Source organism: Aurantimicrobium minutum (assembly GCF_029893825.1).
Lineage (GTDB): Bacteria > Actinomycetota > Actinomycetes > Actinomycetales > Microbacteriaceae > Aurantimicrobium > Aurantimicrobium minutum_C.
Genome location: NZ_JARXXV010000001.1, coordinates 1,043,119 through 1,069,506 on the forward strand (window position 1 = coordinate 1,043,119; position 26,388 = coordinate 1,069,506).

Annotated in this window: 21 protein-coding genes, 2 tRNA genes and 1 pseudogene; 10 read left to right on the top strand and 14 right to left on the bottom strand. The window is 53.5% G+C overall.

What is annotated here, in order from left to right; translation table 11 throughout:
- Positions 1 to 100: 100 nt before the first annotated feature.
- The 4 genes from M2120_RS04990 (at position 101) to M2120_RS05005 (ending at position 3,537) form a co-directional block, all read left to right on the top strand.
- Positions 101 to 775 carry a GntR family transcriptional regulator gene (locus tag M2120_RS04990; protein ID WP_280797618.1) on the top strand — a complete coding sequence of 225 codons (675 nt, stop codon included), beginning with the start codon at positions 101 to 103 and terminating at the stop codon, positions 773 to 775.
- An 86-nt stretch (positions 776 to 861) separates the two neighbouring features.
- Positions 862 to 1,626: an electron transfer flavoprotein subunit beta/FixA family protein gene (locus M2120_RS04995; RefSeq protein ID WP_280797619.1), complete on the top strand. Its 765-nt coding sequence runs from the start codon at positions 862 to 864 to the stop codon at positions 1,624 to 1,626.
- A 13-nt stretch (positions 1,627 to 1,639) separates the two neighbouring features.
- On the top strand, positions 1,640 to 2,608 hold the full coding sequence (locus M2120_RS05000; RefSeq protein WP_280797620.1) for an electron transfer flavoprotein subunit alpha/FixB family protein: 969 nt from the start codon (positions 1,640 to 1,642) through the stop codon (positions 2,606 to 2,608).
- Positions 2,605 to 3,537 carry a cytochrome b/b6 domain-containing protein gene (locus tag M2120_RS05005; protein ID WP_280797621.1) on the top strand — a complete coding sequence of 311 codons (933 nt, stop codon included), beginning with the start codon at positions 2,605 to 2,607 and terminating at the stop codon, positions 3,535 to 3,537. Before M2120_RS05000 ends, M2120_RS05005 begins: the two co-directional genes overlap by 4 nt.
- Positions 3,538 to 3,539: 2 nt before the next feature.
- Here M2120_RS05005 and M2120_RS05010 read toward each other — a convergent pair whose 3' ends face one another.
- From M2120_RS05010 to M2120_RS05035, 6 genes are read right to left on the bottom strand one after another with little or no spacing between them, the layout of a single operon-like run.
- Positions 3,540 to 4,679 carry a CaiB/BaiF CoA transferase family protein gene (locus M2120_RS05010; RefSeq protein ID WP_280797622.1) on the bottom strand — a complete coding sequence of 380 codons (1,140 nt, stop codon included), beginning with the start codon at positions 4,677 to 4,679 and terminating at the stop codon, positions 3,540 to 3,542.
- A gap of 4 nt (positions 4,680 to 4,683) precedes the next feature.
- Entirely contained in the window at positions 4,684 to 5,529 is an 846-nt protein-coding gene (locus M2120_RS05015; protein WP_280797623.1) for an HpcH/HpaI aldolase/citrate lyase family protein, read from the bottom strand.
- On the bottom strand, positions 5,529 to 6,071 hold the full coding sequence (locus M2120_RS05020) for a MaoC family dehydratase (RefSeq protein WP_280797624.1): 543 nt from the start codon (positions 6,069 to 6,071) through the stop codon (positions 5,529 to 5,531). The genes M2120_RS05015 and M2120_RS05020 overlap by 1 nt, the downstream gene beginning before the upstream one ends.
- Positions 6,072 to 6,116: 45 nt before the next feature.
- Positions 6,117 to 7,769 carry a FumA C-terminus/TtdB family hydratase beta subunit gene (locus tag M2120_RS05025; RefSeq protein WP_280797625.1) on the bottom strand — a complete coding sequence of 551 codons (1,653 nt, stop codon included), beginning with the start codon at positions 7,767 to 7,769 and terminating at the stop codon, positions 6,117 to 6,119.
- 13 nt (positions 7,770 to 7,782) lie between these two features.
- A complete protein-coding gene (locus tag M2120_RS05030) occupies positions 7,783 to 8,748 on the bottom strand; it encodes a quinone oxidoreductase family protein (RefSeq protein WP_280797626.1) in 966 nt (321 codons plus the stop codon).
- A gap of 21 nt (positions 8,749 to 8,769) precedes the next feature.
- Entirely contained in the window at positions 8,770 to 10,182 is a 1,413-nt protein-coding gene (locus M2120_RS05035; protein WP_280797627.1) for a pyridoxal phosphate-dependent decarboxylase family protein, read from the bottom strand.
- 142 nt (positions 10,183 to 10,324) lie between these two features.
- Between M2120_RS05035 and M2120_RS05040 the strand changes: the two genes are divergently transcribed.
- The gene (locus M2120_RS05040; RefSeq protein ID WP_280797628.1) at positions 10,325 to 12,127 is read left to right on the top strand and encodes an ABC transporter ATP-binding protein; all 1,803 of its coding nucleotides are present in this window, start codon (positions 10,325 to 10,327) and stop codon (positions 12,125 to 12,127) included.
- The gene (locus M2120_RS05045; RefSeq protein WP_280797629.1) at positions 12,124 to 13,932 is read left to right on the top strand and encodes an ABC transporter ATP-binding protein; all 1,809 of its coding nucleotides are present in this window, start codon (positions 12,124 to 12,126) and stop codon (positions 13,930 to 13,932) included. The genes M2120_RS05040 and M2120_RS05045 overlap by 4 nt, the downstream gene beginning before the upstream one ends.
- A gap of 326 nt (positions 13,933 to 14,258) precedes the next feature.
- Here the strand turns inward: M2120_RS05045 and M2120_RS05050 are convergent.
- From M2120_RS05050 to M2120_RS05060, 3 genes and pseudogenes are all read right to left on the bottom strand, one after another.
- Positions 14,259 to 15,953, bottom strand: a pseudogene (locus tag M2120_RS05050) (amidase); the annotation flags it as partial.
- Between the two features lie 33 nt (positions 15,954 to 15,986).
- Positions 15,987 to 16,256 (bottom strand): helix-turn-helix transcriptional regulator, encoded by a 270-nt coding sequence (locus M2120_RS05055; RefSeq protein WP_280797630.1) that lies wholly within the window; start codon positions 16,254 to 16,256, stop codon positions 15,987 to 15,989.
- 2 nt (positions 16,257 to 16,258) lie between these two features.
- Positions 16,259 to 17,272 (bottom strand): TerC family protein, encoded by a 1,014-nt coding sequence (locus M2120_RS05060; protein WP_280797631.1) that lies wholly within the window; start codon positions 17,270 to 17,272, stop codon positions 16,259 to 16,261.
- A 78-nt stretch (positions 17,273 to 17,350) separates the two neighbouring features.
- On the opposite strand from M2120_RS05060, the gene M2120_RS05065 reads away from it, so the two are divergent.
- Positions 17,351 to 18,310 (top strand): sodium-dependent bicarbonate transport family permease, encoded by a 960-nt coding sequence (locus tag M2120_RS05065; RefSeq protein WP_280797632.1) that lies wholly within the window; start codon positions 17,351 to 17,353, stop codon positions 18,308 to 18,310.
- A gap of 169 nt (positions 18,311 to 18,479) precedes the next feature.
- Here the strand turns inward: M2120_RS05065 and M2120_RS05070 are convergent, their stop codons facing one another.
- Complete coding sequence (locus tag M2120_RS05070; protein ID WP_280797633.1) at positions 18,480 to 19,205, bottom strand: InlB B-repeat-containing protein; 726 nt, start codon at positions 19,203 to 19,205, stop codon at positions 18,480 to 18,482.
- A 337-nt stretch (positions 19,206 to 19,542) separates the two neighbouring features.
- Positions 19,543 to 20,367: an InlB B-repeat-containing protein gene (locus M2120_RS05075; RefSeq protein ID WP_280797634.1), complete on the bottom strand. Its 825-nt coding sequence runs from the start codon at positions 20,365 to 20,367 to the stop codon at positions 19,543 to 19,545.
- A 218-nt stretch (positions 20,368 to 20,585) separates the two neighbouring features.
- Between M2120_RS05075 and M2120_RS05080 the strand changes: the two genes are divergently transcribed.
- On the top strand, positions 20,586 to 21,236 hold the full coding sequence (locus tag M2120_RS05080) for a response regulator transcription factor (RefSeq protein ID WP_280797635.1): 651 nt from the start codon (positions 20,586 to 20,588) through the stop codon (positions 21,234 to 21,236).
- Positions 21,237 to 21,388: 152 nt separating this feature from the next.
- Complete coding sequence (locus M2120_RS05085) at positions 21,389 to 22,969, top strand: hypothetical protein (RefSeq protein ID WP_280797636.1); 1,581 nt, start codon at positions 21,389 to 21,391, stop codon at positions 22,967 to 22,969.
- Between the two features lie 80 nt (positions 22,970 to 23,049).
- Here the strand turns inward: M2120_RS05085 and M2120_RS05090 are convergent.
- Together M2120_RS05090 and M2120_RS05095 are read right to left on the bottom strand one after the other, a co-directional pair.
- A tRNA-Met gene (locus tag M2120_RS05090) sits at positions 23,050 to 23,123 on the bottom strand.
- 50 nt (positions 23,124 to 23,173) lie between these two features.
- Positions 23,174 to 23,245, bottom strand: a tRNA-Thr gene (locus tag M2120_RS05095).
- A gap of 141 nt (positions 23,246 to 23,386) precedes the next feature.
- Here M2120_RS05095 and M2120_RS05100 point away from each other — a divergent pair.
- Entirely contained in the window at positions 23,387 to 25,030 is a 1,644-nt protein-coding gene (locus M2120_RS05100; RefSeq protein ID WP_280797637.1) for a glycoside hydrolase family 13 protein, read from the top strand.
- Here M2120_RS05100 and M2120_RS05105 read toward each other — a convergent pair.
- Entirely contained in the window at positions 25,027 to 26,310 is a 1,284-nt protein-coding gene (locus M2120_RS05105; protein WP_280797638.1) for a M23 family metallopeptidase, read from the bottom strand. The two genes, M2120_RS05100 and M2120_RS05105, sit on opposite strands and share 4 nt — an antisense overlap.
- Positions 26,311 to 26,388 lie beyond the last annotated feature (78 nt).

Sequence of the window (26,388 nt, forward strand, 5' to 3'; positions counted from 1 at the left end):
TTGACCGTATCCGACAGAGCTACAACGAATATTATGTAAAGAGCACTTTCGCCCTATTTCGCGGGCATTTCATGCGCACATATACCTAGGAGCACTGCTGATGATCCCTCCCCGCCAGCACCAAGTTCGTCCCCAACTCGGCGATGAAGCTGCCTCCTTCTTGCGTGACCAAATCACCTCCGGCACACTCCCCGCTGGCGCACCAGTTCGTCCCGAAACAGTTGCCGACGAGCTCGGTATTTCCACCACCCCCGCCCGTGAAGCACTGCAGGCACTTCGTGCCGAAGGATTCCTTGACCTTGCCCCCCGTCGCGGATTCACCGTTGCCAAAGTTGACGGCAACGATGTGCGCGACATGTTCCTCGTTCAGTCCATGGTTGCTGGAGAGCTGGCAGCTCGTGCTGCTTCGAAAGCAACCCCTGAAACGGTTGCCTCACTTGAGCAGATTCACACCGAACTTGTCGCTGCAGCAAACCGTGGAGACCTGGGCGCACTGGAGGAACTGAACCATGCCTTCCACCGTGAAATCAACCTCACTGCAGATGCTCCCCGACTGGCGTGGGTGATCAAACTCGTTTCACGATATGCACCACGTCGTTTCTATGCAACTATCAACGGCTGGCCTGAAACCACCGTGCACGATCACTCAGGTTTGCTCGATGCAATCCGACAGGGCGATGCAGAACGAGCACGCCAGGAAATGACCGAGCACGTGCGTCACGCGGGTGAACAACTCGCGAGCCACATCGACGCTCGTATCGCCGCCCAGGGCTAAACAAAACGCGGTTGTTGCTGCTCTTGCTCTCCCATAATGAGTTTGGTATATAATATTTTCTGTTACTCGATGAGAGGAAAACAGTAGTGAAAATCGTTGTATTGATGAAGCAGGTGCCCGACACCTGGGGTGAGCGCAAGCTCGACACCTCAACAGGATGGGTAGACCGCGGCGGTGACAATGTCATCGATGAAATCAACGAGCGCGCACTCGAGGTTGCCCTCTCCTACAAAGACTCCGATAAGTCCGCTGAGGTTATTGTGATGACCATGGCACCCGGTGATGTCAGTGAATCCATCAAGAAGGCACTGGCCATGGGATGTGACTCAGCAGTGCACATCAACGACGCTGCACTCGCAGGTGCAGACGCAGGCCTCACTGCCGCCACGCTTGCAGCAGCAATCAAGGAAATCTCCCCCGATCTCGTTGTCGCCGGTAATGAATCAACGGATGGACGTGGAGGAATTGTTCCTTCGATGATTGCCGAGCACCTCGGCTTTGCTCACTTAGGAATGCTCGGATCCATTGAAATCTCTGGCAGCTCTGTGTCAGGTACTCGACTACTCGAAGACGGAACCCAGCAGGTTCATGCTGAATTGCCTGCGGTCATCTCAGTGAACGAAAGCAATCCCGATGCTAGATTCCCCAGTTTCAAGGGAATCATGGGCGCCAAGAAGAAGCCTGTTGCCACAAAGACCGCTGGGGACCTGGCTGCGGCAGTTCCAGCTGGATCAACAACAGTACTCACCACCACAGTTCGCCCTGCACGCGAAGCAGGAATCAAAGTTATCGACGACGGCACAGCTGCCCAGCAGCTGGCTGACTTCCTCGTCTCGAACAGACTGATCTAAGGCAGGTACTCACATGTCGAACATTCTTGCCCTCGTAGAACTCAACAGTTCTGGATCGCTCAGCTCTACTACGCCCTCACTCTTGGCATCGGCTACCAAGCTGGGCACTCCCGTTGCTGTCGTTGTTGTTGCCCCAGGAGCAGCGGCAAACCTTGCCCAAGAACTCGGAGCATTAGGTGCCGCACAGATCATCATTGCTGAATGCGCACAGGCAACTACCGCGTTAGCAACCCCTGCGGTTGCTGCACTCGAAGCAACAATCAGCTCAACTAGTCCTGCCGCAGTACTGATTCCCAACACCATCAACGGCCGTGAAGTTGCCGGTCGTCTTGCCGTGCGTTGCAACACCAGCGTCTTGGTTGACGCAGTAGATCTCACATCGGGCACTTCTGGAATTGTGTCCACACACTCTGTCTTCGGTGGTGGTTACACCGTCGAAGCCCACACCACAGGTGGCCTCGTAATTGCCACAGTCCGTCAAGGATCGCCTGACGGTCGCACCCCGGTTGCTTCGCCTGCAGTGAGCACGATTTCTTTTGAGATCAACCCCGCACAGTCCGGAACAATTGCGAGCACCCAAGTGCAAGATTCCAACTCAACACGGCCCGAACTTCGTGGTGCTGAGAAAGTCGTCTCAGGTGGTCGTGGTCTTGGTACGGCTGAGAAGTTTGTTCTTGTTGAGCAACTGGCAGACACCCTCGGTGCTGCAGTTGGCGCATCACGCGCAGCGGTGGATGCCGGGTTTATCCCCCAGTCACACCAGGTTGGACAGACTGGTGTGACTGTCGCACCACAGCTCTATGTTGCTCTCGGAATCTCTGGCGCCATCCAGCACCGTGCTGGTATGCAAACTTCAGACACCATCATCGCCATCAATAAAGACGGCGATGCGCCTATCTTTGAGGTTGCAGATTTCGGAATCGTGGGAGACGTCTTCACTGTTGTTCCGCAGTTGATTTCTGCAATCGAGGCTCGTCGATGAGCAACCTTGCTGCTGCATTCAGCAGCCCAGAAACCAAAAAGAAGCTTGCTTGGGGAATCCCCCTTGCACTTGTTGTCCTTGTTGCCATCGTCTTGGCTGCCCAGTGGTATCGCGCCAGCGAGGCTGGTGCTGCATTCCTGGCTCAATACCCCGGAGCAACAGAGCTTCCTGCTGGGGCTCCTGAAGGATTCCCGGCATGGTTGAACTTCCAGCACTTCCTCAACGCATTCTTCATTGTGTTGATTATTCGCACCGGATGGCTCGTTCGCACTACCCAGCGCCCTGCCGCCTATTGGACCCGAAACAATAAGGGACTACTTCGCACAAAGGGTGGGCCTAAGAAGATCAGCCTAGATCTGTGGCTTCACCTTAGCCTCGACTTCCTCTGGGCAGTCAATGGCGTGATCTTTATTGTTCTGCTGTTTGTCACAGGACAGTGGATGCGTCTGGTGCCCACAACCTGGGAAGTCATTCCTAACGCCTGGTCTGCAGCAATTCAATATGCGTCACTTAATTGGCCTGTTGAGAATGGCTGGGTCAACTACAACAGCCTTCAGCAGCTGGCGTATTTCCTCATCGTCTTTGTTGCGGCACCATTGGCAATACTCACCGGTATTCGCATGTCTAACGCCTGGCCTGGTCCTTCCGCCAAGATCAGCAAGCTCTACCCACTTCCCGTGGCTCGGGCAATCCACTACCCCGTGATGCTGTTCTTTGTGCTGTTTGTCATTGTTCACGTGACTCTCGTTCTCACCACAGGCGCACTCCGCAACCTCAACCACATGTATGCCGCAAACAACGGCGACAGCTGGCTTGGCTTTGGCCTGTTCGCTGGATCGCTCGTTCTCACTGTTGCAGCATGGATTTTGGCCAAGCCTGCATTCCTGCAACCTGTGGCAACAATGACCGGCAAGGTCACTCGCCAGTAGTACTAATTCAGACCGAACTCAGCCAGCACTGATTCGGTATCTGCACCGAGTGCCGGGATGGGACCCATCGCAGGTTCATAGGACTGCGCAGTCACAGGTGGCAGTAATGAGCGTGCGGTGTCGCCGTGAGGGAGTTCAACTTCACGCCACCTATTGCGTGCGGCAAGCTGTGGGTGGGCAGAGAAGTCACGCATGTCTCGCAGTTGAGCATTGGCAATTCCTGCTTCGTCCAAGCGTGCAAGAGCCTCGTCGTTTGTGAGCGTTGAGAAGGTGCTGTTGATGACCTTGTGTAATGCAGGTCGGTTCTGCACGCGTGACACCCCAGCACTAAAGCGTGGATCGGTCGCAACCGAGTCATCCTGCAGAACAACCTCACAGAACTTGACCCATTCGCGTTCGTTTTGAATGCCGAAGAAGACTGTTCCGTTGCTGGTATTGAACGGGCCATATGGAGCGATGGTGGCATGTTGAGCACCGGAGCGTGGCTGCTGAACACCGCCATACTCTGCATAGAGATAGGGCTGACTCATCCACTCACCCAATGCCTCCAGCATGGATATTTCGAGCACATCTCCCTTGCCCGTTTTACCCCGCTGAATCAAGGCACTGAGCACACCTGAATAGGCATACATACCCGCAGCAATGTCTGCGACAGAGATTCCCACTTTGGCCGGAGCTTCTTCGGTGCCGGTCACACTGAGCAAGCCTGCTTCACACTGCACGAGCAAGTCGTAGGCCTTCTTCTGCTCATAACTTCCGCCACGGCCATAGCCAGAGATGGAGACATAGATCAACTGCGGGTTGATGTTCAACGCTTCTGCAGAGCACAGACCCAACCGTTCAATGGCGCCTGGCGCCAAATTCTGGATAAACACATCTGCCTTCGAAATGAGTCCCTTGAGTGCAGCAATACCCTTGTCACTTTTGAGGTCTAGAACGACGCTTTCCTTATTGCGATTGATCCAGACGAAGTAGCTTGCTTCTCCATGAACCTTGTCGTCATAGGCGCGGGCAAAATCTCCGGCATCTCGTTCAATCTTGATCACTCGAGCACCGAGATCAGATAGCTGACGGGAAGCAAAAGGGGCCGCAACAGCTTGTTCGAGAGTGACGACGGTGATGCCATCGAGTGGGCGAACCATGGTGTTACTCTCCCGCCCTCGCCAGTATGCGCTTAGCCCGGTCAACGACCGGCTTATCAATCATCACACCGTTGTGCTGTGAAGCACCGCCTTCAAGTCCCTCGATTTCCTGAGCCCAGGCAATCTGTTCTTCACTGGGGCGAAAACTTGTCTTGACCGGTTCGACCTGAGCAGGGTGGATGCACAGCTTTCCGCCGCAACCGAATTCTCGTGCACGTTTAGCCTCTGTGGTAACCACAGCGACATCTTTGATGCTCAAGCTGGGTGAATCAACTGGGGTGGCAATTCCAGCAGCACGCGAAGCAACCACAATGTTGGCTCGGGCATAATCAGTAACACGTTCATGAGTTGCGTCTGTATCTACCCCGAAATCAACGGCACCGAAACCAAGCCTGGTGACACCTGAAACGTGTGCTATCTCATTGACGTTGACAAGACCCAGTGCTGATTCGATCAGAGGGACTATCGCCAACTCCGCTGGCAGCTCATTAACTGCATCTTGTATCTGTTGTCCTGTTTCTGCTTTGGGAATCATGACACCCAGAAGACCGTTGTTCTCAGCTTCTGAAACTAACTTCAAAGCAGCAAGATGTTCGGCAGCAAGGTTGCTGTCAATTCTCACAAGTGCGGTCAGTCGAATATCGGCCTGAGAGGTTGTCAATGCAGTGACTGTTTCGCTCAAAGCCATGGATTTGTTTTCTGGGCCGACCGCATCTTCCAGATCAATAATGATCAGGTCAGCACCAGACTGATGGGCTTTGACGAAGCGCTCTGGTCGATCCCCAGGGACAAACAACAAGGTAGTGGCATTGGCCACTACGTCCTTGCCTGACCACGGAGTTGACGCCATTATTGTGCCGCTGTCTCTGGCAGTGACGATTCATCGGGACGTGAGCCAGCAACGCTGGGCAGGTGGCCCTTCTTATAAATCATGAAGGAACGCTTGAAGCTGACCACAATCGTGCCGTCTTGGTTGAAACCTTCGGTGGCAACCGTCACAACACCCATGGTGGGCCTTGAGGCTGATTCGCGTAAATCCAAAACCTTGGAGCGGGAGTAAATGGTGTCACCTTCATAAACAGGTGCAGGCATGCGCACTTCGTCCCAGCCAAGGTTTGCAAAGACATTCATCGAAAGGTCCATCGTTGACTGTCCGGTGACCAATGCCAGTGTGAAGGTGGAGTTAACAAGAGGAAGTTTGTAACTAGTACCGGCTGCATAGTTTCGGTCAACGTGGGTCTTCGACACGTTTTGAGTCATCAGCGTGAACATCTGGTTGTCAGCTTCAGTGACAGTCTTCCCAAAGGGGTGGTAGTAGATATCCCCAATAGCGAAGTCTTCAAAGAGTCGGCCAGTCCAGCCTTCAACGACACGGGAGTTGTTGTCACTCATCTGTGTTTTCCTTAGATATTCAGGGCGCTCTACGCGTTAAATATATTATACAGAGCGAGTGGGTCCCAGGAGTAGCGGCTTCTTCTGATCCATCGTGAAGAAGTCATTGCCCTTGTCGTCGACAACAACGAAGGCGGGGAAGTTTTCAACCTCGATCTTATAGACAGCCTCCATACCCAACTCGGGGTAATCAATGATCTCCATCGAGCGAATGCTGTCCTGAGCAAGACGTGCAGCAGGTCCACCCACAGATCCGAGGTAGAAGCCACCATAGGTACCACAGGCCTTGGTCACCACAGAAGAACGGTTTCCCTTAGCCAGCATGACCATGGAACCGCCCGCCTTCTGGAACTCCTCCACATAGCTGTCCATGCGCCCAGCCGTGGTGGGCCCAAAGGAGCCAGTGGGAAGGCCCTCGGGGGTCTTCGCTGGCCCTGCGTAGTAGATGGGGTGGTTCTTGGCGTAGTCAGGAAGACCCTCACCGCGTTCCAGACGTTCGCGCATCCGGGCGTGCGCAATGTCACGAGCCACCACAATGGTTCCGGTCAGCATCACACGAGTACCAATAGAGCAGGCAGAAAGTTCCTTGAGGATTTCTTCCATGGGCTGGTTCAAGTTGATGGGAACACCAGGAGATGCCTGCTCGATTTCTTCCAGACCAGTTTCAGGAATGAAGTGTGCGGGATCGTGCTCGAGCTCTTCGATGAAGACACCCTCAGAGTTGATGGTTGCCAAGAGTTGGCGGTCTGCCGAGCAAGACACTGCGATAGCAATCGGCAACGACGCACCGTGACGAGGCAGGCGCACAACACGAACATCGTGGCAGAAGTACTTACCGCCGAACTGAGCACCAAAACCGATGGTTTTGGTCAGTTCGAAGACCTTCTTCTCAAACTCCAGGTCACGGAAACCCTGGCCTTCTTTGCCACCTTCGGTGGGGAGAGAGTCGAGGTAGTGAGTGGAAGCAAGCTTCGCCGTCTTCACCGCGAAGTCAGCTGAGGTTCCGCCGATGGTGATAGCCAGGTGATACGGAGGGCACGCAGCAGTTCCAAGGCTGGCAATCTTTTCGCGCAGGAACTCCAACAAGCGCTGCTCTTCGAGAACTGCCTTGGTCTCTTGGTAAAGGAAGGTCTTGTTCGCGCTACCGCCACCCTTAGCCATGAAAAGGAATTCATAGCTGTCTCCCTTGGTCAAAGAGATTTCCACTTCAGCCGGCAGGTTGGTTCCGGTGTTAACCTCGTCCCACATCGTCACAGGTGACATCTGGGAGTAGCGAAGGTTGAGGTCGTGATACGCCTTGGCAATACCGTTCGTGATGTATTCCGCATCGCGACCATCGGTCAAGATCCGGTGACCACGCTTTGCCATCACTAGAGCTGTTCCGGTGTCCTGACACATAGGCAGCACACCACCAGAAGCAACGTTGGCGTTCTTGAGAAGATCCAAAGCCACGTATTTGTCGTTGCCGGATGCTTCAGGGTCATCCAGGATCTTGCGCAGCTGGGCAAGGTGGGCTGGGCGCAGGAAGTAGTTAATTTCCTTATAGGCGGTGTAGGCAAGAAGCTCGAGTGCCTCAGGAGAGACCTGGGTAAAGGTGTGCTCACCGAGAGTGACGGATTCCACCCCCTGATCGCTGAGCAGAGTCCGGTCATAGTCCGAGGACTGACGGTGAAGAATCTGGTATTCGCCCTTATTCATAATTGCCTTTGCGTTAGGGAAGTAATAAAAGTTTGCCGGTGGTTTTACGCCCAGCCAAGTCGTCCTGAGCCTGGGCGGCATCCGCTAAGGGGTAAGTGCCACCAATGCGCACATCCAACTTCCCCGCAATAACGGCATCTGTGAGCTCGCCCCAGCGCCAGTTGCGCTCTTCGGGCGTGAGCAAGTAATTCCAGAGCGTGGGACGAGTAATGAAGAGAGAACCACCAGAGTTCAGTCGCTGCAGATCAAATTCAGGAACAGGCCCTGAGGCCGCACCGAAAAGAACCATGTATCCGCGGATAGCTAAGGACTTCAGTGAACTATCAAAGGTTGCCTGTCCCACACCGTCATAGACAACATTGACCCCCTGGCCGTTGGTGAGTTCACGGACGCGAACATCAAAACCGTCGTAGTCCAGAACTTCATCAGCACCGGCAGCCCGAGCAAGTTCTGCTTTCTTCTCGTCAGAGACTGTAGTGAAGACTCTTGCCCCACGAAGCTTTGCGAGCTGAATCAGTAACAGGCCCACGCCACCTGCTCCGGCGTGAATGAGTGCAGTGTGTTCAGGGCCCAGTGGGAAGGTACTGGATGAGAGATAGTGTGCCGTCATTCCCTGCAATGGCAACGCCGCTGCAGTGAGGTCATCCATGCCCGCGGGGATGAGCAGTGCCTTATCTGCTGGCACGAGTGCCAACTCGGCATAGGTTGAGATGCCGTCAGTGAAGGCAACGCGTTGACCAACCTGGAGGTTGGCCACTCCCTCACCCAGGGCTTCTACTGTTCCCATTCCTTCTGCACCCAGAATATGAGGAAGAGGGATGGAGTAGATGCCCTTGCGTTGATAAATCTCAATGAAGTTCACGCCGGTGGCACGCATGCGCACCAGCACCTGGCCGTAACCTGCAACAGGTGGTTCAACTTCGGTGAAGTTCAGGACTGAAGAGTCACCAAATTCACTCAGAACTATCGCTTTACTCATTAAGCAATTCTGGCACTGAAGCTAGCGACGAATCTTGTCGCTGAGTTCTTCAATCACACTGAAGAGTACATCCACGTCCTCAACTTCTGTTCTGAAGTTTGTGTAGCAGGGGCGCAACCAGCAGTGCCCATCAATCATTGCGGGGGAGAGATACACACGACCATCTTCAACAATTGCCTTACACAGCTCAGCATTGTGATCACTGACCTCTTGGGGATCAGTCATTCCCTGTGGCAGATACTGCACAGGAACCACGGAAAGCTGTGGGCGGTGTGGCATCACGCGATAGCGCGCATCAACACTTGCTCTGTCATAAGTGATCTGTGCCAATTGGAGATCGTGTTCAATTGCTTCACGGAACTGACTGGCACCATGGGTTTTGAAACCAAGCCACAGTTTGAGCGCACGCAAAGGCCTGGAATATTCCAGCGTTACATCAACAGGGTTGGGCTCTTCGGTGTTGTGCGGCATGTAGGCCTCGTTGTGGCCAAAGGTTTCGGCGAGCGCGGCATAGTCCCGAACCAGCACAATGCTGCACGCTTTGGGCACAAACAACCACTTGTGTGCATCAATGGTGACCGAGTCAGCAAGTTCTAGCCCATCAAAGAGCGGGCGGGCTGAGTCTGCACCAGCTGCTGGAGCACCGTAAGCTCCATCGACGTGCATCCACACGTTGTAGGTGTTGGCAATCCGAGCAATTTCTCGCAGAGGATCAACAGCACCAGTCAGGGTTGTCCCTGCGCTTGCAATAATCGCCATTGGTTTCACACCATTGGCAATGTCCTCTTTAATGGCACGTTCTAGCTCAACGGGAATCATTCGGCGCTGCTCATCAATGGGGATGGAGCGAATGGCCTTGTTCCCGAGACCGAGAAGTTCAACGGCACGGCGGTTGGAGTAGTGAGCTTCGCTCGAGCAATACACAGCAAGAGGGACACTATTTCCTTCTGCACGCGAGTTGGGAACAGCCTTCTGCCTCGCAACTGCCAAACCGGTGATATTGCTGATCGTTCCACCGGAGGTGAATAATCCTCGTGAATTAGGGAATCCAATAAAGTCACCGAGCCATTTACTGGTTTGGACTTCGAGCATGGTGGATGCTTTGGAATTCAATGCAACATTGATGTCATAACTTGCAGCGAGGAAGTCTGCGACAGCACCCACTTCAAGACCACTAGATCCGATGTATGCGAGGAAGCGTGGCCTGGACTGGGCAATGGACTGGTCCAGCACTTCGGCAGCGAGGCCCAGAGCAGCTGTTGCATCCATTCCGGTCTCGGGTAAGTGTTCTTTGAGGAGTTCGACAGTGGCTTGTGTGAACTCTGGTTCACCTTCGCGTGCCTTGTCTTGTCCCTGCCACATCTTGTTGACGGTCAGGAAGGTTTCTTCGAGAACGCTCTCGCGCTCTTCGCCCAATCGCAGAAAATCATGCATGGGTCAAGGTTACGCACGGCGCTTTGAACCCGGCTATATCAGGGAACATCCTGTGTCCCGCCTGCTGGACAGTCGATCAAGTAAACGGAATATCTACAGAGACTTCTTGGTTGATACATTGAGACGTCGACACAGGAGCAACGTGACTACTACCTCGGAGAAAGAAAGCCAGCTGAGCACTTTCAGCAGCTTGCTTCGGGTATACCCATTTGTGCAAGGAGCGCTGCCCCGACTGATTATTGGCATGGTTACTGCCCTCGCTGCCGCAGCAACTGCACTGTCTATACCTTTTGCTCTGCGCTGGTTGGTGGACAACCCCCTCTCCACCGGAGATGCTGCTCAGATCATTCCTGGCGTTGCGGTCATCTTTGGCCTCGGCCTTGCCGAGGTCACCTTTATTTACCTTCGCCGCTGGCTCACACTCGGTCCCGGTGTTCACCTCGAAGGCAAGATGCGCAACGCCATATATGTGCATCTCCAGCGCCTTCCCGTCGCGTTCCACGACAAGTGGCAAAGTGGGCAGTTACTTTCCCGCGCCATGGGTGACATCAGCACCGTGCGTCGCTGGATTTCTTTCGCCCTTGTTCAACTTGTCACTAGCACCATCATGCTGGTCACAGGCTTTAGCCTGCTCTTCGCCTTCAACGCCCTGCTGGGATTCATCTTCCTGGTGTGCTCGCTGCCGTTGATCCTGATTAGCATTCGATTCCAACGACAGTTCACAACCCTGGCTCGCAGCACACAAGATCAGCAGGGTGACTTGGCAACTGCCATTGAAGAATCTGTTCACGGCATTCGTGTGTTGAAATCCTTTGGTCGTGCTGGCGAAGCTCTTGAAGAATTCCTCGAACAAGCAAATGAGCTGCGCGGCACTGAACTAGCTAAGGGAAGAGCAAACGGCCGGATGTGGTTCTGGATGTTGCTCATCCCCGACCTCGGCTTTGCCATTACCTTGCTTCTGGGCATTATTCAGGCGGAGCAAGGAATTGTTTCAGTTGGAACACTGATTGCTTTCTTTGCTACCGCCGCATTGCTCAAAGGACCTATGCAATCCATTGCACCCATGCTCTCCATCTCTATCGAGGCGGCAAGCTCACTCAATCGCTACTTCGAGGTCATGAATACTCCGGTGGAGATTCTGGAACTCGAGACAGCAACGGAACTCCCACCAGGGCCCGGTGAGCTGGTATTTGAAGATGTTCACTTCCGCTATAGCGATGCACAAGAACACCACGCAGATTTGCTCAACGGTATAAACCTGAGCATCAAGCCTGGTGAAACCATGGCGCTTGTTGGGCTCACCGGTTCGGGCAAGACGAGTCTGACTGCCCTCACCACCCGACTCTTTGATGTGACCAGTGGTCGCATCCTCATAGATGGAATAGACATCCGAGACGTCACCATCGAAAGCCTGCGCACACAGGTCGCCATGGCTTTCGAAGATGCCACGCTGTTCTCCATCTCCGTTCGAGATAACGTCTTGCTAGGCCGAGAAGACTTAACTGATAATCCTCAGCTGAAAGACGAGGCCGAGGAGCTACTGCAACAGTCTCTCGACATCGCTCAGGCCGACTTTGCTCGCTCCTTACCCAAGGGCGTGGAGAGCAAGATTGGCGAGGAGGGGCTGAGCCTTTCTGGCGGTCAGCGTCAACGTCTTGCTCTTGCTCGCGCAATTGCCGTGCAGCCACGGATATTGGTGTTGGATGATCCGCTCTCCGCCTTGGATGTGACGACGGAAGCTGCCGTGGAGAAAGCGCTCCGGCAGGTTCTTGCGACCACAACAGCACTCATTGTTGCTCACCGCCCATCCACAGTGATGTTGGCTGACCGTGTTGCTTTGCTGCACGAGGGCAGGATCTTGGATGTGGGAACACACAGTGAGCTTTTGGCTCGCTGCCCCGAATACCGCAACGTGATTGCCTCCCTCGATGAGGAGAAGCGATGACAATTACTGGAGTTCGCGGAGAAGAACGATCCGACTTCACCAAGCAGGAAGGCAAACGCCTGCGCCAGCGCTCGCTTGCCCTGCTGGGGTCGCTTCTGCACCCTGTTCGAGTGCGGGTGTATTGGACTTTGGTGATTGTTGTAATCAGCACGGCAGCCCAGGTTGCCGGGCCCACGCTATTGGCACTGGGGATTGACCAAGGTTTGACCCAAGTCGTGACAAACCACAACTGGTTACCTGCCCAACTGATCGTTGCCGCCTATGTTCTCACTGCCATCACCAGCGCCAGCATGATGGCCATCTATATGCGCTCCTCTGCCGTGATCAGTCAGAGTGTTCTGTTAGACCTGCGCGAGCGAGTCTTCGCACACACCCAAAATTTGAGCATGAGCTTCCACGAGAACTACACCTCAGGACGTGTCATTGCCCGCCAAACCAGCGACATCGAAACCTTGCGCGAACTCCTCGATGGAGGAATTAGCAACCTGTTCCGCGGCATCTTGCTCATGACCTTCACCGCTGCCGCGCTGATTGCGCTGGACCCTTCCAGCGCTATTCCTCTGCTTGTTGCTCTCATTCCCTGCTACTTCCTTACTCGCTGGTTCTCCGACACCTCGAAAAAGCAGTTCCGTGAAGCACGCACCTTCTCCGCACGACTGATTGTCCAATTCGTTGAAACAATGACCGGTATTCGTGCAGTGAAGGCGTTCCGCCGGGAAGAACGCAACGAGAAGAGCTACGCCCTTGCAGTTGATGACTACCGCGAAGCAAACCGCAAAGTAATCCGCCTGTTCGGAACATACGATCCAGGTCTCAAAGTCATCGGCGTCTTTACCCTGGCAGCGGTATTGATTCTGGGTTCGTTCCGTGTTGCCAACGGCGCCATGGATGTTGGTGTTCTCCTCGCTGCTGTTCTCTACACCCGCCGATTCTTCGAACCGATGGAAGAACTTGCCATGTTCTATAACTCTTTCCAGAACGCGTCGTCAGCTCTGGAGAAAGTCTCCGGCATGCTCGAAGAACAACCCTCTGTGACTGAGCCAGCGAACCCCGTCCACCTCGCACACCCGCAGGGCAAGCTCGATTTCTCTCACGTGCGCTTTGGCTATAACGACTCAGCTGTGGTTCTTCCTGATCTTGATCTCCACATCCTGGCTGGACAGACCATCGCTGTGGTGGGAACCACCGGCGCTGGGAAGTCCACCCTGGCCAAACTGGTGGCCAGGTTCTATGACCCCACCTCTGGAACAGTCAGCCTGGACGGTATTGATCTGCGTGAACTGGCGAATGCTGACCTGCGTCGCGCCATCGTGATGGTGACGCAAGAGTCATATCTCTTCTCTGGCTCTGTTGCCGACAACATCGGTTTGGGTAAACCAAATGCAACCTTCGACGAGGTGAAGCAAGCTGCCATAGCCGTGGGTGCGCATGACTTCATCATGCGTTTGCCTGAAGGATACGACACCGACGTGAATAAGCGGGGTGGTCGTCTCTCTGCCGGTCAACGTCAATTGCTTTCCTTTGCCCGTGCATTTATTGCTGACCCCACCGTGTTGATTCTTGATGAAGCAACAGCATCACTGGATATCCCAAGCGAACGACTAGTTCAGCAAGGCCTGCAGACCCTGCTGGCCGATCGCACCGCGATTATCATCGCGCACCGTCTCTCCACCGTCTCTATTGCAGACCGTGTGCTGGTGATGGAGCACGGCGAGATCATTGAAGATGGAACGCCAGAGGAATTGATTGAAGGAACCGGCAAGTTCGCCAGCCTTCACACCGCCTGGCGAGACTCGCTGGCTTAGGCCACTCCGCCCACAACGCTGTAGTCGCCGAGGACGGTGTCACCCGTCTTGGCAAGAACAACAACCAGTGAGCCATAGCCACCACGCCATTCGGAATGAATGCGGGTGTGCTCTAACTCGGGAACCTCCATCGATGCTTCGCATCCCTGTTCCGTTGCTTTCACCTCGCACGGAACACCATTGATGGTTACAGAAACTTCAGCAGCAGAAGTCGTAACGGAGACGGACACGAGAACCTTGCCATCGATAACATCTCCAACACTCGAAGAAACGCTGAGTGTGAGTTCAGCTTCGCCCACTCCGAGTTGACTCCAGCGTGAGGCGGGAAGTTCAGGGGTGCGCGGAGCCGCAATGCGACGGTTGCGGTAGTGATCAAACGCCCAGGCATAGGCCAACAAATTACTGTCGTCGTAACCGCGACCGGCAAAGGTGAGACCGGTCGGCATACCAATATCGCTGAGAATACCCATAGGTGCGGTCACAGTGGGGATACCGAGGTGGCGAGGAACGAGGTTGCCGTTGGCAACCCATGTTCCGTTTCGCCACGCAAGGTCAGCAGATGCAGGATTAACATCTGCATCAGCAGGACCAATATCTGCCGAGGCAGGGAAGACAACGGCATCGAGTCCGAGTTCATCCATCCAGTCTTCGAGGTCAAGCTTGCGCGCTTTCTCGAGTCCTGGAATACCCTCTGCCATATCTGGAATGTCGACCAGTGCCGGAATACCGTCACGCTTGGCGCGTGCCACATATTCCTCGAGCGGAACATCCTCTGGTGCAAAGCGGTGCAGATGATCGTCATACCGGCCAGGTACTGAACCAGTTGGAACAGGGAAGATCTTCTCTGGCTCAACATCAGCCAGGGCATGGAGTGCAGGGTCATTGTTTGCGGCAAGGAAATCATGCCAGCCAAACATGGAAAGCTCCCACAGCTCATGCTCTGCGAAGTGTTCGGGAACGAGGCCACGTGCTGTGAGGTTTTTCGCCCCTTCTCCACGGCTCTCGTAGTTGGTGACCACAGGGAAGTCTGTCTCAATCACCTCAGCGCCCAAGGCTTCGAGGTCTGCCTTGGCGTGGTGCCAGAGTTCAACAACCGAGTCACGGGTTTCAATGACATCGATCTCGTCTTGAACGTGATCCTGTGGTTTCTTGTTGATATACATCCGAGGAATAGCAATGCGCTTGCCACGAAGAGCGTCAGGGTTTTCCAAACCAACATACGAAGCAGGGCGTAGCTCAGAACTCTTCGGGGTTGGGACCCAGGGCTGCATTCGCCAGAAATCGCCACGCACTTCCCAGTCATCTGCGACAACTTCATCGAGCAGTGCAAGCATGTCATCCATCGTGCGGGTGTGAGGAACAACCACATCCATGGTGGGAACCAGTGGCCAGTTACCCCGGGTCGAAATCACTCCACGGGAAGGAGTGTATGCACACAACCCGTTGTTATTTGCCGGTGCACGCCCAGATGACCACGTCTCTTCACCCAGACCAAAAGCAGCAAAGCTTGCACCAGTTGCCGTTCCTGAACCATTGGAGGATCCTGAACCAAACGCAGCAGTGAGGAAGTTAGCGTTATAGGGGCTTTCTGCACGACCATAGAGTCCGCGCTGCATGCCACCGTTTGCCATCGGTGGCATATTGGTCAAACCAATCAGCACAGCACCTGCTTTTCGCAGTTGCGCAATGGTGAAGGCATCATCGGTTGCGATGAGATCTGCAAAAGCAGGCGAGCCTGAGGCAACCGTGAGGCCTTTGACCTTGTAGCTGTTCTTGGCGGTGTAGGGAATACCGTCCAGAGGACTTAAGAGTTCTCCGCGAGCACGACGTTCATCAGATGCACGAGCTTCAGCAAACAGTTCCGGGTTGAGGATAGGAACAGCATTGAGCGTGATGCCATGGCGGTCATAGTAGGCAATGCGATTGAGGTATGCGGCAACAAGCTCCACGCTTGTGATGTTGCCTGCGTCTAAATCTGCACGCAGCTGCGCAATGCTTTTCTCAACAACGTTGTAGGACATTGCTCCAGCCTAACCTCAGAGCTGAGAATTCACTTATTGGAAAAGTGCGAGCAGTTCGGCAATCGTGGTGTTGTTATTTAAAGGGTGACGCAAGGGAATTTCACCGTGCACGGTGTAGTGATTATTGCGACCGAGCTTTGTCTTCTCGACATAACCTGCCTCAACGAGATCGTTGAGTATTCCTGCGGTTGCCCGCGCAGTAATCCCAACCTTTGCCGCAATCTGATCAACGGTGAGATCAGATGCTTGTGCAACGGCAACCAGCACGTGTCCGTGGTGGGTGAGGAATGTCCAGTTCGCCATAGTTATATCCTGACAGACCTACGCCACACAGGCTTCAACTCAGCCAGTTCTTCTTCAGTAGCTTCAGGGAATTGCTCTCTTGCAACAGGCTCACTGTGCTGAGGTTCTCTGTTTTTACTCACCACCAAGCTTGCCACGATTGCCGTAATCAAGATCACCAAGATGACTGTCAAAGACAGTGAACTGGGCACCTTCACGATGTCGTGGAGCCCCATCTTGATTCCTACCCAGACCAAGACCAGAGCCAGTCCCACCTTCAGATAGATGAAGCGGTGCATCAAATCTGCCAGCAGGAAATACATTGCGCGCAGGCCCAGCAGGGCGAAGGCGTTAGCCGTGAACACAAGGAAGGGCTCCGACGTGACGGCGAAGATTGCCGGGATGGAGTCCACAGCGAAGATAATGTCTGTGAACTCAACAAGAACCAGCACCAAGAGCAATGGCGTGGCAAGCAGTGCCCCACCTATACGAACGAAGAGGCGTTGTCCGTAATATTTCTTGACCGAGGGAACCCGAGCTGAGAACCATGTGTAGAACCGCCCCTGAGTCGGGTCTGAATGCTCGTTTCGCTTGATGAGCATCTGTATTCCGGTGAAGATGAGGAACGCTGCGAAGAGGTAGAGCACCCAGGCAAAGTTTTCGAGAATCACTGCACCGAGTGCAATAAAGATGCCGCGGAAGATGAGAGCCCCAACCACCCCGAGGAAGAGAACTCTGTGCTGGTACTTTCTCGGAACGCTAAAGGCAGCAAAGATCAACGCCCAGATAAAGACGTTGTCAATGGCTAGTGACTTTTCAATAACAAACCCAGCGAAGTATTGCTGACCGTATTCTTCGCCGTAGACATTCCAGATCAGCGCGCCAAAGCCCACTCCGGTGGCCACCCAGAATGTTGACCACAACGCTGCTTCACGCAGCGAGATCTCATGTGCCTTTCTGTGCGCAAAGAGATCAATCAACAACATGACGATGATTCCCGCGCAGACTGCGAGCCACATCCAGAGTTCTACGTTCACGTTTCAACCTCACTAAAGAAAAGTTATTACTGAATATATTTTCATGTATTATTCTTCTAGTCAACTGATTGGATGCATATGTTTGAATCTCTCGGGCTCGCGGTGAGCAACCTGACCTCTCCCCCTGTGTTGGCATTTGTTCTGGGGCTCATTGCAGTAGGACTTCGAAGCAAACTCGAGATCCCCCCGCAGATATTTAGCGCCCTCTCCATTTACTTACTCCTGGCCATCGGCATCAAGGGAGGAGTGGGCCTGCGGCAAGCAGACCCTAGTCAGATTGCTGTGCCGATTGCCCTCGCCATCGCAGTGGGACTGCTCATCCCTATCGCGGCATTTGCCGCACTCAAACTCCTCACCCCACTGACACAAACAGACCGTGGCGCCATCGCTGCCCACTATGGTTCAACATCCCTGGTGACCTTCACCGCAGGGCTCATGTTTGTGGAATCCCTCGGACTCGAAGCTGAAGGCTATCTCCCCACACTCCTCGCCATCATGGAAGTGCCTGGGCTGATCGTTGGCCTCGTGCTTGCCCGAAAGGCAAGCAAGAAACAAGCATGGGGACCCCTCTTGCATGAAGTGCTCACTGGAAAGTCGATCCTGCTTCTGGTGGGTGGACTGGTCATCGGTGCAGTGAGCGGTCAAGCCGGATACGAACGCGTCGAGCCCTTCTTCGGCGGGCTCTTTGTCGGAATCCTCACCCTCTTCCTCCTGCAGCTCGGCATTCAAGCAGGGTCACACCTGAAAGAACTCCCCCAGGCAGGGTGGGGCTTACTGGTCTTCGCACTGGCCTTCCCCGTCGCCGCAGGATTCACAGGCGTCGCACTAGCCAGCTGGATCGGAATGAGCGTGGGCGGGGCTGCAGTCTTCGGCATCCTCTGCGCGAGCGCCTCCTACATCGCAGCACCGGCAGCGGTGAAACTCTCACTGCCAGAAGCAAACCCAGGGTTCTATCTCACCGCCAGCTTAGGGATCACATTCCCATTCAACCTGATTGTGGGAATTCCTCTGCTGGTGTGGTTTGCGCAAACAATCTAGGGCTGAAATAACACAGCCCCCTCTGACGGAGGGGGCTTATGAAGAGTAGCTGGAGCGGGGCTCGATTCCTCACTCGCCTGTGCATGTTTGTTCTTTGTTGACTGTTCTTCAGAGATGTCAGTTGCAGAGAACTCGGAGTAACTATCCAAGTTCTCTGCAACCGGTATTGCTAGGAACGCTGTCTGCGACGGATTGAGTGCGCAACCATTAGTAGACCGAGCACTGTAGAAATTCCAAACATGCCAAGCAGAATTGCCTTGCTGGATCCAGTATTTGCAAGCGTCTGGCTAGAAGACGAAGCTGCTGCCGGGCTTGAAACAGGAGTAGCGGTCCACTGTGCATAAAGGGTGGTGTCCCCTGAGAATGTGGCGCTGGCTCCATCGGCATATGAGGTGCCAGTTCCACCAGCAACTGTGTTCCATCCGGCAAAGGTATATCCAGAACGCGTGAAGCTGTTTGTCGTCAAAGTCGACTGCAATCCCACGCTCTGAGTACTGACTGAACCTGCCCCACCATTGGGATCGTAAGAAAGGTTGATCAGGCTGTATGGGATAGATACTTTTGAAACAACTTCTTGGGTACTCAAGGCACCTGATCCAGACCCGACTGCACCGACAATAATCGCAAAGTCTCCTGCTTGAATTTGAGCTTTCTGGGAATCAGTAACAGTGACCGTGTAGTTCTTGACGGTTGACGTCGTATTGCAGCCTGGAACTGTTCCAGTGTTGAAGACGCCAATGAGATTTGCGGAAGTTGTCGTTTGAACCGTGTTCTTACCCACTACGAAATAGACTCCGTAACCCTGCTTTTCACATGTTGCATCAACACGCAGGGTGAAGGAGTTCCCGGAAAATGCAGCGGTCGGAACAGTGCCAAACCACAGAGCAATGTCCATTGGGTCTTGATTGTTAGTAGAGACGTTAAGCGGAGACGTGAATGAATTTGTACACGAGACGAGGTCAGTAGAACTACTCGATGTAAAGATATTCGGATTGTAAGAAGGATAACCACTCTGTGTAGTTTGAGTAGCCGCTTGCGTTGGGCATACCTCGGACGTAGTTACTGCGTTTGCAGAGATCGGAACAAGGCTTACCCCGATAGTCAAAACCAATGCGCTGATTACGCTTGCGACAAAACGAATCTTCATAACTTTTCCCTTAATTCCTCAATTCACTCTTTAGGTTACGAATCGCAATATTGAGTAGAGATAAAAACTGTGGCGCACCCCAGAGCTACTTCTTTGAACGCCGTCGCCAAATTGACATCGGAAACACGATTGTTCCTACGGCAGCCAACGCTCCAGCAATGCTGAGTAATACCGTCGTCTGGCTGCCGGTATGAGGCAACACGGGCGTTGTAGAAGTTTCCGCTAGAGCAACTGAAGATTGCGAACTTGGACTCGAGGAAGCTGAAGGGCTACTACTGGGCGTAGGCGTGTTTGAGCTTGGACTAGTGCTTGGCGTGGGAGCTCCCGCTGTCCATTGGGCAAACAGAGTGATGTCTGCAGAAAAGTCGTATTGACCACCATCCGTGTATGCAGTCCCGGTTCCATTGGCAGCAGTATTCCACCCAGCAAAGGTGAAGTTCGACTTAGAGATTGAGCCAGCATTAGTCGTCAGAGCGGTTTGCGTGTCAGCCGACTGTGCCGTCAGGGATCCTGCCCCACCATTGGCGTCGAAGAGCACCGTTGGCATCACGTAAAGATTTACAGTGTGCTGCTGTGACCACTGGTTATCTTGAACGCTGAAACTACCGAATGAAACTTGGATATAACGTCTGTTGTTGAAGGCTGTAAAGGGCGGAACCGTAATACTGCTCCTTGGTGTCACAGCCTGTGGGTTGGTGTTTCCGGTGGGGAAGCTGCTTTTGAAGTCCACGTATTCAAATCCGCAACCGCCCGTACCGTTATTGGGATCATCAGTATTTGATGTAACTACGATGGTGTCTGCCCAACTCACGGCAACCATCTGCGGATCTGGATTTCCGGTGCAATCAACAGTGATCGTCACGACGTTTGCGTTGGCTGGTGAAGGTATCAAAGCGGAAGAGACAGCCACTGACAGTCCCAAAGTTAACAACGCAATGCCTCGATACATGTTCAACAAAATATGAAACGAGGTTGTGCCTCTAGGGGATTTTCTTTGGTAGACCCCAGAGAACTTGAAACCGCCGCGAGAACAAGGGAACTTGGGTCTGGGGTCTGCCCCAGAGAATGATGGGAACGAACCAAAGCCAAGTGGGAAAATTAGAACACCTACCATCAAGAGGTTTTCAATTGATTAAGCCGCGCATCCTTGTCGTTGAAGACGACGAATTCACTGGATCTCTCATTACGAGCGCTCTGGCGAACGAGGGTTTTGAGACGCAGCTGGCCACCTCAGCCCTCAGTGCAAAAGATGCCTTGCGCACTTTCGACCCTGATGCCGTACTGGTTGATATCGACCTTGGTGATGGCCCTAATGGAATTGAATTTGTGCAACTCGTCCACAAGAGCAGGCCTGAAATCGCACCCATTTTGCTCAGTAAGCATGGGGATACCGTTAGCGCTGGCGCTAAAGATGCACGTATCCCAGATGGAGTTGCCTACCTCAGGAAGAGCGTCATTCAGTCAACACAAGGTCTTGTTGACGCAATACGTGAAACTATGCGTGGTCGAACTGAAAATCTGCGTCACGATCAACAGCGCCAAGGTGCCCTTGATGCCCTGACCAAGAGCCAGCGTGAGATTTTACAAATGATGGCACAAGGGTTTTCCAACAAAGAAATTGCCGCGCAACGTGGCGTGAGTGTGTCTTCAGTCGAACAGTTAGTCACCGGAGTATTCAAAGCCTTTAATCTCACCAACGAAGACAAAGTTGTACCCCGCGTGGAGGCCATCCGCATCTTTGCCCGCGAAAGTGGTTTACCTCGGAGGCCGCAAGAGTGAAAACGACCTGGCGCAGGCTTGGACGTAGAGACGCCATCAATTGGATTGTGATCTCGGTCGTCAGTTCGCTTTCGCTCATTGGTGGCTTAGTTGGGACTAACCTGGCGAACACCGCACATGAATTGTTGTTCTTCGGCGTCACCGTTATTGCAGTGGCAACAGCCGTTGCGACATTGTTGTTAGGCCGATTCCTCATACGCATAATGGTCAAGAGCAGCTTGAGGTCACTAACTACAGTTGTTGTATTCGAACTTGCTGCAGTTATGCGGGCATTCGTACTCTCTCAACTGCTTGTGGAGTTCCATCTAATTCATACCAATGAATTCTTTTGGCGCTTATATGGTTCACAAGCGAATGTGTTCTTCCCCGCAATCATCACTTCGGCACTCGTCTCGATGGCCCGAGAATACAGCGAAAAGAATCAAGAACTGGCGGACTCGTTAGCAACCCTGGTTTCAACCAAGGATGAACTTGCTGAACGAACAGCGCACCGTAAAGATTCCCTTCTTCGCTCAGTGAGAGAGCAACTTAACAACGGCATGGCATTGCTGACGGGTAACAATCTCAATAACGACGCTTACCAGCTCAAATCACTCATTGACGAGGTGGTGAGGCCTATTAGCCACAGACTCGGTCGGGAATTCCTCACAGAAGATGCAACGACAGTGTCCACATTTTCAGTGAAAATACGATGGGCGCGAATTTGGGCAGCCGCATTAGAGGAGAATCCAATTCACCCGCTGTGGTTTACCTTATGGACAGCTCCCGTTGCACTTCAATGGTTTGTGATTTTCGCCGGTCAAAGATTCTTAGCTCCCTATCTCTCAGCCCTGGCATTCTTCATTCTCTGGTTCGCAGCAGCACGGTTTCTTTGGAACTACTTGCCTACGAAGCTAGGGCTCACTGCCCGTGGTGTTGCATATACACTCAGTACTTTCGCCATGGCATTCACTATGAACTGGTTCGTTCAAATTGTTTTCAGACTTGGACTGAATGACGCGGGTTTTGTCATAGGCGAGGCGCTCTGGATCGGAATGATTACTTGGACGATTTCGCTTGTTGTTGCGTTGCGAAATACTCTTCGTTCTACTAACGAGAAATTGACCACCGCCAACGAAGAACTAAAACGTCGCCTTATTGTTGAAAATGTCAGCGCTCGACACTTAGAGGAAGGCATCTCGCGTGTTCTGCACGGACCAGTGCAGGACGCCATTGCGGCTTCTCTCAAACGCATACAAGCGATGCCCCCGGGGACCCAACTTGGCGAGACTGAAATAACCGCTATCCGTCAGCCTATTGAAGAAGCCTTGAAGAAACTCGATCAAAAAGATCCGCACCAAATTTCTGCCGAACAAGGCATTGGAGACCTTGCAGCATTATGGGCGGGAGTGGTTGAAATCGAAGTTGTGTGGGGTGACGAAGTACTCAATTGCCTTCGAAATGCCGCAACAACCTCGAGCATCGTGATTGAACTTGTGCGGGAATCGGTCTCAAACGCGATAAGACATGGGGACGCACAACACATTTGGATCGAAGCGAACTTGAATGATTCAAGGAATGACGTTGTGATTTCAGTATCGAACGATGGCCTCCAAGTGAGTCACAACGCTTTGCCGGGAATCGGTACTTCATTACTTACAAGCATGTCGCTGTCATGGTCGCGTGTGAACACTGAAGTGGGTGTTACCTTAACCGCCACAATCCCTTTGCAGGCGAATAGCTTCATATCCTGATAGTGGATACCAATACCGCCACGAAAAAAGACAGAACAGAATAAACACAGCCCCCTCTGACGGAGGGGGCTTATGAAGAGTAGCTGGAGCGGGGCTCGATCCCGCGACCTCACGATTATGAGTCGTGCGCTCTAACCACCTGAGCTACCCAGCCACGAACATTTAGCTGATGAAGAAGCTAGCTTCTTCAGAAGTAAATGATCGGGCCCCGAGCGAGGATTGAACTCGCGACCCCTTCCTTACCATGGAAGTGCTCTACCACTGAGCTATCGGGGCGTATCCATACCTTCAAGGTTTCCCTCGAAAATTGGCACCGTAAGAGATTATCACCTCTGAGGGCATGCTAAAAACACAGACGGATTTTGGACATCCCGCGAACCTCTTCACGAGGGTTTCTTACCTGTCTAAACTTGCTCCATGTCGAAAAATGAGTGGTGGCGTTCTTCCGTTATTTACCAGATTTATCCCCGGTCTTTCGCTGACGCGAATGGGGATGGAATCGGTGACTTGGCAGGCATCACATCTCGACTTCCACAGCTCAAAAAGCTTGGCGTGGATGCCATTTGGCTCTCCCCCTTCATGACCAGCCCCCAGAAAGATGCTGGTTACGACGTGGCTAACTACTGCGATGTGGATCCACTCTTTGGCACACTCGCAGACTTTGATGCACTCGAGTCAACTGCGCACGACCTTGGACTCAAGGTCATTGTTGACCTTGTTCCCAATCACTGCTCATCAGAACACCCCTGGTTCTTAGAAGCCCTAGCTGCCGGTGAGGGCAGCGAAGAGCGAGCCCGCTTCATGTTCCGTGAAGGCGCAGGAGAGAACGGCGAGCTGCCACCGAATAACTGGGAGTCTGTCTTTGGTGGTCCTGCCTGGACCCGCACCACCAACCCAGATGGCACACCAGGCCAGTGGTATTTGCACCTGTTTGATTCAAGCCAACCTGACTTCGACTGGACCAACCCCTGGGTTCGTGAACGATTCCTCGAGATTCTTCGCTTCTGGTTAGACCGTGGGGTTGATGGGTTCCGCGTTGACGTGGCACACGGGTTATCGAAAGCTCCTGGTCTGCCCGACTTCCGTCGTGATGAGGCCTATTGGAATACTCCTGCCGAGATCCGTCCAGACAACCCCTACTTCGGTCACGACGGCGTGCACGAGATTTACCGCGAATGGCACAAGCTTCTTGAGGAATACCCCGGCGAGCGCATTTTGTGTGCGGAGGCTTTTGTTGAGCCACTGACCAAGATGGCGAAGTGGGTTCGCCCCGATGAAATGCAGCAAGCATTCAACTTTCCCTTCCTTGTCACTCGCTGGAATGGCGAGCAGATGCGCCAAGTGATTAAGGACTCCATCTCTGCTTTCCATGCCGTGGGCGCACCCAGCACATGGGTGCTTTCTAACCACGACCAGATTCGCCATGCAACACGTTTGGCTCTGGACCCCAATGCCAAGACTGCTGACCGCATCACCGGTATTGGTCCTCTGACTCAACCAAAGCCAGATGTTGCTCTTGGTCTTGCCCGTGGCCGTGCTGCTTCTGTGATGATGCTTGCCCTTCCTGGTGTTGCGTATATGTATCAGGGAGAAGAGCTGGGTCTTCCTGAAGCAGTGGACATTCCTGACGATAAGCGTCAAGACCCCACCTTCTTCCGCACCGCAGGCCAGTCTTATGGCCGCGATGGATGCCGGGTGCCCATCCCGTGGGAAGCAGATGCGGTCAACTATGGTTTCGGCCCCTCAGAGGAACCATGGTTACCCCAGCCTTCTGTTTACCGCGAATATGCTCGCGATCTTCAGGAAGGTAAGCCTGGCTCTACCCTCGAGCTATACACCTCAGCGCTGGCGATTCGAAAGAATCGGGCGCTGGGCGAGGGTGAACTGGAGTGGATTGAGGGAACCCCTCAAAACGTTCTAGGTTTCCGGAATGGGGAGGTGACTGTGTTCATCAACTACAGCACCGAGAACTTCATACTGCCTGAGGGCGAAATCATTCTCGATAGTGCAGACAGCTCGTCCGGAGTTCTTGCTCCTGCAGCTGCCGTCTGGATGGTTTAGTCCCGGACCTCGTTTGGTGCCTTACCTGCCCGCTGCACGATAAACGCATAGGGGTCCACTGGAGCATCGTTGATGCGAATCTCGAGGTGGAGGTGCGGTCCTGTGGTCACACCGGTCAAACCGATGTTTCCAACGAAATCACCTTTTTTCACGGTCTGTCCTGCGGTAACCGTGGGAGACCCAATGACCATGTGGCAGTAAACGCTGGTGAACTTGGTGCCGTCGAGGTTGTGTTCAATAAAGACTGCAACACCACAGGTAGGTCCTGGGTTTTCCACCAGCGAGACGATGCCATCGGCAACGGCATAGATCGGTGTTCCATAGGCTGGGTCGAAGTCCAGACCGGTGTGGAAGTTATACCAACCATAAAGATTTCTGTCGCCATACGGTGAAGAAATTCGAACCTCATCGACTGGCCAGCGCATACCGTTCGTTGAAACTGGAACGTTGACGTTGAGCTTCTTGGGCGCATATGCTCCCGCGGTGGGGGCGGCCTGCGCTCCCGTTACGCTCACACCATCACGGCCTGCAAGAACTTCTGCTCCCGTACCTTCCACGCTTTGTCCGTCACCAATTGGCAAAGTGCTCAGACGCGCTTGCTCTGATTGAAGTGCGATGTCTTCAGGTGACAATAGAGCGTTAGCAGGGATGCTGGTGGCAATAGCCAAACCGGCAACGAATGCCATGGCTACCAAACTAAAGATTTGAGCTCCCCGACGTTTGCGGGAGATGGGTGTCACAACCTTGGGCTGTGTCACCTTGCGCTTGTGCTTGACGCGCACCTTGGCAACAGGTGCTAACTGCTGGGCAACAATAGGTTGCGGAGCAAGAGTGATGCGAGCTGGAATCGGAGCAGTCGTGGTGGGTGGTTCAGTAAGCACAGGACCAGTAACGGGAGATTCAACCGCACTCACTTCTTCGCGAGGCAGTACTGCTTCGCTAGGAGTGACGTCAGGAGCTTGATTATCAGTAGTCTGCGCCAAAGGAGGTCGATTGCTGCGATCTCTGCGCAGCAATACTGGAGTTTCAGGCAAGGCCTCAATGACTGGTTCTGCCTCAACCACTGGATTCACTTGTGGTGATGGAACGGACTCAACTGGGACTTCTTGGATGGGGGCAGGTCGTAATCCCAGCATCTGGCGCTCAAGCTCTTCCGCCATGCGATCTTCGGAAAGCTGAGCTTCACGCGCTCGGAGTTCACGACGAGTTAGTGGGCGTGCAGGGTCCCCGGAAGCACTCTGCTGGTTACCAGCAGAGGGTTCAGCGGGGTCGTATGTCACCTAAAGCTTGTCCTTACCTTTTCATGTTCCGGGGCAGCGCCCAGCGGAGTGAAATATAACGGAATGGTTAACGCTACA

What these genes read in the sequence shown, in the direction of transcription:
- M2120_RS04990 (WP_280797618.1), top strand. Translation starts at nt 101, where the DNA reads ATGATCCCTCCCCGCCAGCACCAAGTTCGTCCCCAACTCGGCGATGAA.
- M2120_RS05000 (WP_280797620.1), top strand. Translation starts at nt 1,640, where the DNA reads ATGTCGAACATTCTTGCCCTCGTAGAACTCAACAGTTCTGGATCGCTC.
- M2120_RS05005 (WP_280797621.1), top strand. Translation starts at nt 2,605, where the DNA reads ATGAGCAACCTTGCTGCTGCATTCAGCAGCCCAGAAACCAAAAAGAAG.
- M2120_RS05010 (WP_280797622.1), bottom strand. Translation starts at nt 4,679, where the DNA reads ATGGTTCGCCCACTCGATGGCATCACCGTCGTCACTCTCGAACAAGCT.
- M2120_RS05015 (WP_280797623.1), bottom strand. Translation starts at nt 5,529, where the DNA reads ATGGCGTCAACTCCGTGGTCAGGCAAGGACGTAGTGGCCAATGCCACT.
- M2120_RS05020 (WP_280797624.1), bottom strand. Translation starts at nt 6,071, where the DNA reads ATGAGTGACAACAACTCCCGTGTCGTTGAAGGCTGGACTGGCCGACTC.
- M2120_RS05025 (WP_280797625.1), bottom strand. Translation starts at nt 7,769, where the DNA reads ATGAATAAGGGCGAATACCAGATTCTTCACCGTCAGTCCTCGGACTAT.
- M2120_RS05030 (WP_280797626.1), bottom strand. Translation starts at nt 8,748, where the DNA reads ATGAGTAAAGCGATAGTTCTGAGTGAATTTGGTGACTCTTCAGTCCTG.
- M2120_RS05035 (WP_280797627.1), bottom strand. Translation starts at nt 10,182, where the DNA reads ATGCATGATTTTCTGCGATTGGGCGAAGAGCGCGAGAGCGTTCTCGAA.
- M2120_RS05045 (WP_280797629.1), top strand. Translation starts at nt 12,124, where the DNA reads ATGACAATTACTGGAGTTCGCGGAGAAGAACGATCCGACTTCACCAAG.
- M2120_RS05055 (WP_280797630.1), bottom strand. Translation starts at nt 16,256, where the DNA reads ATGGCGAACTGGACATTCCTCACCCACCACGGACACGTGCTGGTTGCC.
- M2120_RS05065 (WP_280797632.1), top strand. Translation starts at nt 17,351, where the DNA reads ATGTTTGAATCTCTCGGGCTCGCGGTGAGCAACCTGACCTCTCCCCCT.
- M2120_RS05070 (WP_280797633.1), bottom strand. Translation starts at nt 19,205, where the DNA reads ATGGACATTGCTCTGTGGTTTGGCACTGTTCCGACCGCTGCATTTTCC.
- M2120_RS05100 (WP_280797637.1), top strand. Translation starts at nt 23,387, where the DNA reads ATGTCGAAAAATGAGTGGTGGCGTTCTTCCGTTATTTACCAGATTTAT.